The organism is Lysinibacillus sp. GW821-FHT14F06 (genome assembly GCF_058803665.1).
In genome coordinates this window covers 25,976-35,581 of the sequence record NZ_JBXAPF010000043.1, presented here as the reverse complement: position 1 = coordinate 35,581, position 9,606 = coordinate 25,976, and the positions used below count along the sequence as shown (strand labels likewise).

12 protein-coding genes are annotated in these 9,606 nt (G+C 36.4%); 8 read left to right on the top strand and 4 right to left on the bottom strand.

What is annotated here, in order from left to right:
* Positions 1–1,239, bottom strand: a 1,239-nt coding sequence (locus tag AC1RNS_RS24040; protein ID WP_492996338.1) for a hypothetical protein, incomplete at its 3' end; no start/stop codon positions are given.
* Positions 1,240–1,484: 245 nt separating this feature from the next.
* Between AC1RNS_RS24040 and AC1RNS_RS24035 the strand changes: the two genes are divergently transcribed.
* The 4 genes from AC1RNS_RS24035 to AC1RNS_RS24020 all read left to right on the top strand — a co-directional run bounded on the left by AC1RNS_RS24035 (position 1,485) and on the right by AC1RNS_RS24020 (position 3,986).
* Positions 1,485–2,123 carry a BMQ_0737 family morphogenetic spore coat protein gene (locus AC1RNS_RS24035; protein WP_492996337.1) on the top strand — a complete coding sequence of 213 codons (639 nt, stop codon included), beginning with the start codon at positions 1,485–1,487 and terminating at the stop codon, positions 2,121–2,123.
* 225 nt (positions 2,124–2,348) lie between these two features.
* Positions 2,349–2,921 (top strand): hypothetical protein, encoded by a 573-nt coding sequence (locus AC1RNS_RS24030; protein WP_492996335.1) that lies wholly within the window; start codon positions 2,349–2,351, stop codon positions 2,919–2,921.
* A complete protein-coding gene (locus tag AC1RNS_RS24025; RefSeq protein ID WP_492996334.1) occupies positions 2,914–3,213 on the top strand; it encodes a hypothetical protein in 300 nt (99 codons plus the stop codon). Before AC1RNS_RS24030 ends, AC1RNS_RS24025 begins: the two co-directional genes overlap by 8 nt.
* A 17-nt stretch (positions 3,214–3,230) precedes the next feature.
* Entirely contained in the window at positions 3,231–3,986 is a 756-nt protein-coding gene (locus AC1RNS_RS24020; RefSeq protein WP_492996332.1) for a hypothetical protein, read from the top strand.
* A 94-nt stretch (positions 3,987–4,080) separates the two neighbouring features.
* On the opposite strand, the gene rpmG is transcribed toward AC1RNS_RS24020, so the two are convergent.
* The gene (gene rpmG, locus AC1RNS_RS24015; RefSeq protein ID WP_004231780.1) at positions 4,081–4,230 is read right to left on the bottom strand and encodes a 50S ribosomal protein L33; all 150 of its coding nucleotides are present in this window, start codon (positions 4,228–4,230) and stop codon (positions 4,081–4,083) included.
* A gap of 170 nt (positions 4,231–4,400) precedes the next feature.
* On the opposite strand from rpmG, the gene AC1RNS_RS24010 reads away from it, so the two are divergent.
* Positions 4,401–5,594: a GTP-binding protein gene (locus AC1RNS_RS24010; protein ID WP_492996330.1), complete on the top strand. Its 1,194-nt coding sequence runs from the start codon at positions 4,401–4,403 to the stop codon at positions 5,592–5,594.
* Positions 5,595–5,612: 18 nt separating this feature from the next.
* Here AC1RNS_RS24010 and AC1RNS_RS24005 read toward each other — a convergent pair whose 3' ends face one another.
* Positions 5,613–6,155: an isoprenylcysteine carboxyl methyltransferase family protein gene (locus AC1RNS_RS24005; RefSeq protein WP_492996328.1), complete on the bottom strand. Its 543-nt coding sequence runs from the start codon at positions 6,153–6,155 to the stop codon at positions 5,613–5,615.
* Between the two features lies 1 nt (position 6,156).
* Positions 6,157–7,239 carry a type III polyketide synthase gene (locus AC1RNS_RS24000; protein ID WP_492996326.1) on the bottom strand — a complete coding sequence of 361 codons (1,083 nt, stop codon included), beginning with the start codon at positions 7,237–7,239 and terminating at the stop codon, positions 6,157–6,159.
* A 394-nt stretch (positions 7,240–7,633) separates the two neighbouring features.
* Between AC1RNS_RS24000 and rsgA the strand changes: the two genes are divergently transcribed.
* The 3 genes from rsgA to fosM all read left to right on the top strand — a co-directional run bounded on the left by rsgA (position 7,634) and on the right by fosM (position 9,530).
* Positions 7,634–8,707 carry a ribosome small subunit-dependent GTPase A gene (gene rsgA, locus AC1RNS_RS23995; protein ID WP_492996324.1) on the top strand — a complete coding sequence of 358 codons (1,074 nt, stop codon included), beginning with the start codon at positions 7,634–7,636 and terminating at the stop codon, positions 8,705–8,707.
* A gap of 62 nt (positions 8,708–8,769) precedes the next feature.
* The gene (locus AC1RNS_RS23990) at positions 8,770–9,105 is read left to right on the top strand and encodes a hypothetical protein (RefSeq protein ID WP_492996322.1); all 336 of its coding nucleotides are present in this window, start codon (positions 8,770–8,772) and stop codon (positions 9,103–9,105) included.
* 5 nt (positions 9,106–9,110) lie between these two features.
* Positions 9,111–9,530: a FosM family fosfomycin resistance protein gene (fosM, locus tag AC1RNS_RS23985; protein WP_492996358.1), complete on the top strand. Its 420-nt coding sequence runs from the start codon at positions 9,111–9,113 to the stop codon at positions 9,528–9,530.
* Positions 9,531–9,606 lie beyond the last annotated feature (76 nt).

Sequence of the window (9,606 nt, the reverse complement as noted above, 5' to 3'; positions counted from 1 at the left end):
GACAGTTTCCTCATTCACTGTTTCAGAAGAATCGAGAACGACAGTTTCCTCATTCACTGTTTCAGAAGAATCGAGAACGACAGTTTCCTCATTCACTGTTTCAGAAGAATCGAGAACGACAGTTTCCTCATTCACTGTTTCAGAAGAATCGAGAACGGCAGTTTCCTTATTCATTGTTTCAGAAGAATCGAGAACGACAGTTTCCTTATTCATTGTTTCAGAGGAATTGCAAACGACAGACCCCTTATTCTCAGCTTCAGGTGAATCGAGAACTAAAGGCTTCTCTTTCACAGTTTCAGGAGAATTGACAACGACAGGTTCATTCCTTGTTTGAGATGGATCAAGAATAACAGGTTCCTCATTTATTACATTAGGAGGTCCAAGAGTAAATGACTCATTTACTTCTTGAGATGCTTTAAGAGCATCAGATGCAGTTATCACTTCAGGTGTTTCCAAGACGACAGGCTGATTTATTATTTCAGGTTTTGTTTCATCTATAATAGAAGAATTGATGGCAGTAGGATCATAAATACTTACAGGAATTTGCTTTGTATCAGTAGCATTTTTAAAATGGAATGTTGCTTCTGTGTTGGTATTTCGATAAAGACCATTATATATTTGGCCCGGATGCGCGTTCACTGATTGAAAATAATGTTGATTAAAATGGCGTTCTTCGGGTATATTTCTTTGATGTTCAGTTCCAGAAGATAGGATGTTATGGTTCAAATCTAATTGATTATTGGTTGCTTTTCCTGCCAGATTTTGTAGTAACCTATAAGATGGTTGTTTCGAGGTAGATGTCGATTGATCTTGAGCCATTGCAATTTTAGGCTGTCTTTGTGCAACGTTAGGTATTAAAGGAGAACGGCTTTCAATATTGGGTGTAGTTGTAGGTGCTGGAGCTTCATTAACTTCCATTGTAAGTAGCTTTTTTAAAACGATTAATATTTCTTGGTTCATTTCTTCAATAGTTCGATTTAGAAGCTCAATTTGTGTGGAGAGTAATTTTATTTGCTCCTCGTAGCTTTTAATTTGTGAATTTTGCCTATCATCTAATGTCTCTGTTAGTCCCTCTAAATGTGCAATTTGTGTTTTTAACTCCCCAAATTCCTTTTTCATAAAGAGATAGTCTTCTATAGAAGTCCCCATTTTTAATGAAGTTAACGTTTCTCTGTATGTTTCAATCTTTTCCTTCAGTTTTGCAATGTCTTGAGTGGAGTAGGATTTTGAGTTTTCCATGTATTTCACCCCTTTCAGTCCATTAATATTTTATTAAAAATATTTACTTTCTGTTACAAATATACCGGTCCTCCCAAACATTTAAAAATATCCATGGATAAATGGGCTTTGAATAAAAATGATGTATCTCAATACGTATGTTTTTATTAAATATGGAGTTGAACTATTAATTTAGCCCATACACTTTTAGCTGAAAAACATATGCTACAAACGAAAGATAAAAATTTTATGGAGGTGTCAAAAGGATGCAAGATATTATGCCATCCCAGGCGCAGGAACTAATTTGTATAAACGTCGATAAGGTATTTGACTGGATTGTAAAGGAGATGTCGTTTGACTTTTCCCCTACTGGACCAATTACTTTTCCAGGAGTAACGCCAACGACTGATTTAACAGGTGCTGTAGTTACATGTAAGGTAGTTCCATCAGCAACTAATCCTATAGTTATCTTGAACCGTGAGAATCGCCAATTCTCCATTGATGGTTCATCTGTATGTCTTCAACATTTAAATATTCAAAAGAATTTTGTTGTTACGATTGTTGTTTGTTTACCGAACGGCACGATGTTCACAAGCAATAATATTCCACTTTCTCGCTGTGAACAAGTTACACTATGTGCGCCAAAAGGGACAGATGTAGAAATTTTATTTACAGATTTAGATTGTTTCGTGTGTACAACTGGAACATTAACAGCTGGTGCAGGTACAATTACGTTTTCTGCATTAACTATTACTGTAGCTGTTTGTCAAAGTATTCAATCAACATTCCCGGTTACTGTGGAATTCTTAGCGACTTTCTGCGAGCCAAGAGCAGAATTACCATTTACATGTCCTGGAGTAGTTCGTCCACAGCAATGCCCTATTATTTTCCCGACAGGTGGGTAATAGTAATAATAAAAAAGAAAAACACATATCTTGAAGAGAGGGTAAACCTCTCTTTTTTTATTTTGGTTTAGCTGGTGTCCAATTACTTGCTAAACCAAGATAAAAGCCCCAGTAGATGTCACAGATTTTGGAAAGGTTCAAAAGCGAGTTCGAAAAAATTCTGGACGTAATTGCGATGAGGTTTAATACCATTCAATACATAATTAATTTAGGAGGATAAAAATTATGACTGGTTCCAAACAGGTGGAGAAAAAAATAAATGAGCTCAAAGAACAGACGACCCATTATGTTCATGAGATAAAAAAAATGGTTGAGAAGCTTACAATTCTTGAACCTGTTAATGTCATAAGTTATTTTACTTCTTCATTAAATATTTCTTATGATACTGAACAGGAAAGTTTATGTTTGGGCTCCTATCACATTCGTAATATAGGAAATCAGCCTATTACTAATCCCTATTTGTGCATAAAGCTACCCGAAGACTCGCCATTCTCCTTTTCTGGTAGGTATGTTTATGAACATTTTGCTCCCAATTTAAAAGGAAATAGTAGCTGGGAGCGAATTAATGATCAAGCGAGTAAAGAAGAATTTTGGCTTAGACCTATAGGGAAAACAGCAATAGAGCCAAATGAAACACTATCCTTTACTAATTTTCAAATTAAATGGTCACATAATCTATCATATTCGGGTAGTATTATGGGTCTTACCTATTGTGATCAGTTACAAGATGGCGTGGTTGTGTTAAACCCTATTAATCTTAATGGAATAAGTCAAACACAGGAGGAGAATAATGAGTGAATTTGAAAAAGCGCAACAAGAAATAAAAATTGAGGATATCACTCATCAATTTATAAAGGAGCAGCTATCAAATTTATCAAGCTGTAGTAGTGATAAAAATAATAGCTTTGCTTTTCTTGAAAAAGGAACGTTAAATCTTCTTATTGCTTATTTATTATCTGGAGAAAAACCAAAAAAAGAACAATTTAAAAATGATGGATTCGACATAAACTTGATAAAAAAGCTTGATGAGATTTTAGAAGAAAGTAAGAAGCAATTTGAGGAGGTTATGAGTATGCTTGGAAAAATTTAGTGAAAGGAGAGCCTGATATGGAAAATGATATTGTGAAAAACAATGATCCCATTCAGCTTCAGCAAATGCTTATTTTTTTAAGGGCTGAATTAGCGAAATATAAAAATGAGGTTAAAAGACTGAGAGATAGTGACTATTATTCACTAGTACTAAGATTTGAACGAGAAAACATCCAATTAACAAATCAAAAAAAGGAGCTTTCGATGGAGCTATTAAAGCTGAAGAGAGACTTTGAAAAAGCAACAAAGAGCTACTTTGATCATGTGCAAACAATAGAAAAGCATAAGAAAAAACAAATATCTTCGATTGAAGTATTATTAAAGGAAAAAGAGAAGCTTCGTGCGGAAAATAAATTACTAAAGCAAACATTAAAAGCCACACAAGATGAATTACTGTCTGTTAATTCGATGAATGGGCTAGAAAGTAAGCTGAGTGATTTTGCAATGGGCATCAGTCAACAAATAGAAAACATCATGGAAGCAATTGAAAATTCACGTTTAGATCCCGAAAAATTTAATCAGAATTTAATGAAAGAGATTGATGGAAAATTAGACCATATAAATAAACATAATTCGACTATTAATCTGCTGGAAGAAAGAACGATTGTGAAGAATGACGCTCTTAAACAGTTAGATACTCAAGTAAATAAGGAGTTGGTCCAATCTATTGATTTTGAAGAGCAGGTGGAGCATAAATTACGCATTCTTGATGACCTAGAGCAGAAATTGAATGAACTTGCTAAAGAAATAAAATCGAATGAAATTACGCAATAGAGAGGAGATTAATCCATTAATACTTGTTTGACTGTTTCAAAAGTAAGGAAGTAAACGCTTTTGAAACAGTCTTTTATATTTATTAGAAAAATACTTATTTCGTTTCTCTGTGCAATGTAACTCTTTTCAAACGAGGTGAATATTTTTTAAGCTCCAACCTTTCAGGATTATTTCGTTTATTTTTTGTAGTGATATAGTTTTTATCACCTGTTTCGGTACAGGCTAATGTTACTTGTACACGCATAAATATGCCTCCTTTTAAATCGTAATAATTACGCTTTATACAATATTATTTTTTAGTATATATGTCAATAATGAATCTCCATGAAATTTTAAGCATTGCAATTTCTGTTTTACTATGGTTTAATTACAAAATGTAAATAGTAATGATTACGATTTGAGGAGTTGTATAAAATGACAAAAAAAATCCCTGTCACTGTTTTAAGTGGATATTTAGGTTCGGGAAAAACGACAATGATGAATCATGTCCTGCAAAATGAAAAAAATATGCGAGTAGCTGTTATCGTAAATGATATGAGTGAAATCAATATTGATGCTGAATTAATTGCAAATGGGAGCGGTATTTCACGTACAGAGGAAAAATTTGTGGAGCTATCCAATGGGTGCATTTGCTGTACACTGCGTGAAGATTTATTGCTGGAGGTTGAGCGTCTCGCTAAGCTTGGCAATATTGATTATATTTTAATTGAATCTACAGGAATTAGTGAACCAATACCAGTTGCTCAAACATTCAGCTATTTGGATGAGGAGCTGGGTATTGATTTAACGAAATTTTGCCAGCTTGATACGATGGTGACTGTTGTTGATGCGAATCGATTCTGGCATGATTTTCAGTCAGGCGAAAGTCTTTTAGAGCGAAAGGAGGCAGTGGGAGAATTAGATGAACGGGATGTAGCAGATTTGCTCATAGATCAAATTGAGTTTTGTGATGTCCTTATTCTAAATAAATGTGATTTAGTATCAGAGGCTGAGCTTGAAAGATTAGAACGTATTTTACGTGCTTTACAGCCTGAAGCTAAGCTAATTCGAACAGTGAATGGTGTGATAGAGCCAGCAGAAATTCTCAATACAGGACGCTTTGATTTTGAGAGGGTGTCAGAATCTGCAGGGTGGCTAAAGGAATTGGAGCTTGGTTATGAAAATCATACGCCTGAGACAGAGGAATACGGCATTTCCTCTTTCACCTATAATCGTAGAAGGCCATTTCATCCAATGCGTTTTGTCGAGTGGTGCGATCATATGCCAGAATCGATTGTACGAGCAAAGGGAATTATTTGGAGTGCTAGACATCAGGATGTAGCATTATTGCTGTCACAGGCAGGGTCATCAGCAAAGATAGAACCGGTTTCCTATTGGGTAGCCGCTTTATCAAAGGAGCAGCAACAGGATGTATTTTCTCAAAGCCCTGAGGTTCTAAAGGATTGGGATGACGAGTTTGGAGATCGTATGACACAGCTTGTGATTATTGGAATTGATTTAGATAAAGAGGCGATTAGTGCAGAGTTAGATGCTTGTTTATTAACGGTGGACGAGTATAATATGCCGTGGGAAAATTTACAGGACCCCTTTAATTGGGAATGGCAATAAACAAAAAGAAGATTTCGGCTAGGTCTCCGAAATCTTCTTTTCAAATACATGATTATAATTTGTTGCATCTCTTAATGCTTTTTCCTCAATGGGAATACGTACTGATAGCATAGTGACATTTAAAAGTGTAAAACAAAACGCTGTAAAATAGGCTTGAAACATAATAGGTAGCAGTAGAATCTCTAAGCAAACGACAGCGTAATTTGGGTGGCGCATAAATGTATAAGGTCCTTTGCGTACAACTTGAGCATCTGGAAGAATTAGAATTTTTGTGTTCCAAAAAGTACCTAGTGAACGAATACACCAAATGCGTAATACCTGCACAGCAATAAATAATAAGAAAAATAACGGAAATAAGGGCGATATACCACTATTATTGGTTAAGACTTCTATCATTAAAAATAGGAAAAAACTGATGTGCATTGTAACCATATAGGGATAGTGAGAGGCGCCGACTTCATACGCCCCTTGTGAAAGCATCCATTTTTCATTGCGCTTGGCAATAAAAATCTCTGTCAATCTTTGTAGAATCACGATAATCAGGATAGTATAAAACATCATGCTACTCCCTCCATTTAAATAATACAGCTTCAGCACAGAAGCCAGGGCCGAGAGCGACAAGCAAACCAGTATCCCCCACTTGTCCTTCATGTAACATAAATTGCTCTAATACGTATAGCACCGTAGGAGATGACATATTTCCATGTTTTTTTAATATTTCCCGAGAAATGTCGGTTTTTTGGGTTGCTAAATAAAGCGTATCTTCATAGGCTTTTAATACTTTTTTACCGCCAGGATGTGCAATGAAATGGTTAAGCTGTTCGCTGTATAGTTCCTGTTCCATTAAAAATTGTTCAATGAAAGGACCGAGCCAATTAGTGATAATAGCTGGGATACTTTTTTGGAAAACAACATGTAGACCATTGTTTTTAATATCCCAGCCCATAACATTCTCAGAATCTGGCATCCATTTGGAGCCGGTTGCTATGATAGCAGGTGTCGGCATTCTTGTCTCAATTTTTGCTTCATCTCCACAAACAAGGATACATGCTGCACCATCTGCAAAAAGTGAGGCACCGACTAAATTACTTTTTGAAAAGTCATTTGGCTGGAAGGTTAAACTACAGAGTTCTACACAAACGACAAGAACTTTTGCCTCGGGATGGGCAAGACAAAAATCATAGGCTCTACTAATACCAGCTGCACCACCAGCACAGCCAAGTCCCCAAAGTGGTATACGTTTAACTTTGTCTGAAAATGGAAGGTGATTCATTACTCGGGCATCAATACTTGGTGTTGAAATGCCTGTACTACTGACGAAAATGATAGCATCAATGTCCTGTGGCGATATGGGTGTTTTTAAAAACTTCTCATTTTGTAAACATGCTTGAATAACAGCCACACTATATTGTGTTGCCAGCTCAATATATAAATTGTTGCGTTCTTCAAAGGAATGATCAGTACGATGCCACTCTGGCGGCACACAAAAATGACGGGTTGCAATACCACCATTCTCAAATACTTTTAAATATCGTTCTAATTTTGGGATTTTTGTGTGAAAAAGTTCCTTTGTTAATTCCTCCGCGTTTGTCTGATGTAATGTGTACGGTGGTTGGTATGTACTGATAGAAATGATTTTTGACAATTCAACATCTCCTTTGCTAATAGTGGTTTTGTTCATTGTATGCAAGAAGGAAGGGGATACATGCTTATTAGATTGCATTTGACATTTTCGGAAGATTTCGCTATATTAATAACAATTAAATCGGAAGTAGGTGATGTGACATGATGAATAGATCTGTTTTTAGCGAACTGCAATTCGGTTTGTTCAATTTCACACGCCTAAAATATACAATTTGACTTAAGTTCAATAGTTCGATTTGTGTATTCTCTTAAATGTGCCTGTGAAACCTTGTAACTGCCGAATTACGCAGATACAAGGTTTTTTTATCTTCACTTGGTGGATGTCACCGATTTTCAAAATCTGGACGTAATGATGCCAAGGTGAAATTGATATGCACTTTTAGGAGGAAACTAAATTGAAATTAACAGCATTAGGTTTTAACACATATTTTGAAGAGCAAATGATTGAATATAAGAAGCAGGCTAAGCTAGTGAATTGTGTAGCAGCAAGGGTTACATTAGAACATAAGCATTCATATCGTGTATTAGCAGAAGAAGGCGAGTGGCTAGCAACAGTTGCAGGGCATTTTGTCTATACCTCATTGGCACGTGAGGATTTTCCAGCAGTTGGTGATTGGGTATTAGTAGAAAAAATGCCTGGTGAAGAAAAAGCTATTATTCATCAGCTATTTAAACGAAAATCTGTTTTTTCACGCAAGGTGGCGGGGCAGGAAATACAGGAACAGATTGTAGCATCCAACGTAGATATTGTGCTGCTTGTTATGAGCTTAAATGCAGATTTTAATATTCGACGTTTAGAACGCTATTTAGTAGCAGCTTGGGATTCAGGAGCAACACCGATTATTGTTCTGACAAAGGCTGATTTATGTGCTGATGTTTCAGACAAGGTAAGAGATGTTGAGTCTGTGGCGTTCGGTGTGGCTATTTTTGTAACAAGTGCCTATTCAGGTGAGGGGTTAATGGATATTCGCGCACTATTTACAGAGGGTGTGACAGGAGCTTTGCTTGGTTCTTCAGGTGCAGGAAAATCTACACTGACAAATATGCTGAGTGGCGAAGAGCTTATGAAAGTATCTGGCATTCGTGAGGATGATGCTAAAGGGCGTCATACGACAACACATCGCGAATTAGTGGTATTACCTGGTGGTGGGTGTTTAATTGATACGCCAGGAATGCGTGAGCTACAATTATGGGATCAAGGGGATAGCCTTGCTTCTAGTTTTCAGGACATAGAGCAGCTTTCAGCAGCTTGTCATTATCGAGACTGCACACATCAAAAGGAGCCACACTGTGCTGTACAGCAGGCAATAGCGGATGGGGAGCTGGAGCAATCTCGACTTCAAAGCTACTTTAAATTGCAGAAGGAGCTTGCCTTTATGGAGCGCAAGGCAAATACACAGGCAAGACTTGATGAGCAACGAAAATGGAAGCAAATTGCGAAGGGTTTAAAAAAGGGAAAAAAGAAATGAGTTTAGCGGGACACAGATAGATTTTGAAATATCTGTGTTCCGTTTTTTAGGAGGGAATAAGGTTGAGTAAGAAAAAATGGTTTCGAGGAGCAGTCATTATAGCCATTGCTGGTACAGTGCTGTTTGGGCGAGCAAAAAAAGTAACTGCTGGCAAAACACTTTTTGTTTCAAAGGGCCCGAAGTATGCTTTTCCAGTTATAGATGCTGAAGCAGGTAAGGTGATAGGCATTGTACATGCTAAAGGTAAGACGTATATGACTGTTAGTGTAGATGTACATGCTGATACATATAAAGTAGAGGGTTCGTTAAAAGGCTTACTGCAAACGACTGATGAGGAGAGTATCGCACATATTTGTCATTGTGCTAAACTTTTTGTAAACCATGGGGTGAAGTCTTAGTTATGATTATACATGGCATTAATCATTTATTATTTTCTGTGTCGAATTTAGAGCAGTCAATCGTGTTCTATGAAACTATTTTCGATGCTAAGTTATTAGTTAAAGGAAAAAGCACTGCCTATTTTGATTTAAATGGGCTATGGCTTGCTCTGAATGTAGAAAAAGATATACCACGACAGGAAATCCATCAATCCTATACACATATAGCCTTTTCTATTGAGGAGGCCGATTTTGAAAAAATGTATGAAAAGCTAGTAAGCTATCAGGTGAACATTTTACAGGGCAGAAAACGAGATGTCAGAGATAAAAAGTCGATTTATTTCACAGATCCAGACGGTCATAAATTTGAATTTCATACAGGAACTTTACAAGATCAATTGAATTACTATAAGATGGAAAAGCCACATATGGGATTTTTTGATTAATTAGATGTCTCTCTGTAAGAAGAGGGCATCTATTTTTTTTGCAACGTTTTCCTTTTCTCAAACGACTTTAAAGTGT

Excerpts from the sequence above, each read along its gene's own strand:
- AC1RNS_RS24035 (WP_492996337.1), top strand. The coding sequence starts at position 1,485 with ATGCAAGATATTATGCCATCCCAGGCGCAGGAACTAATTTGTATAAAC.
- AC1RNS_RS24030 (WP_492996335.1), top strand. The coding sequence starts at position 2,349 with ATGACTGGTTCCAAACAGGTGGAGAAAAAAATAAATGAGCTCAAAGAA.
- AC1RNS_RS24025 (WP_492996334.1), top strand. The coding sequence starts at position 2,914 with ATGAGTGAATTTGAAAAAGCGCAACAAGAAATAAAAATTGAGGATATC.
- AC1RNS_RS24020 (WP_492996332.1), top strand. The coding sequence starts at position 3,231 with ATGGAAAATGATATTGTGAAAAACAATGATCCCATTCAGCTTCAGCAA.
- rpmG (WP_004231780.1), bottom strand. The coding sequence starts at position 4,230 with ATGCGTGTACAAGTAACATTAGCCTGTACCGAAACAGGTGATAAAAAC.
- AC1RNS_RS24010 (WP_492996330.1), top strand. The coding sequence starts at position 4,401 with ATGACAAAAAAAATCCCTGTCACTGTTTTAAGTGGATATTTAGGTTCG.
- AC1RNS_RS24005 (WP_492996328.1), bottom strand. The coding sequence starts at position 6,155 with ATGATGTTTTATACTATCCTGATTATCGTGATTCTACAAAGATTGACA.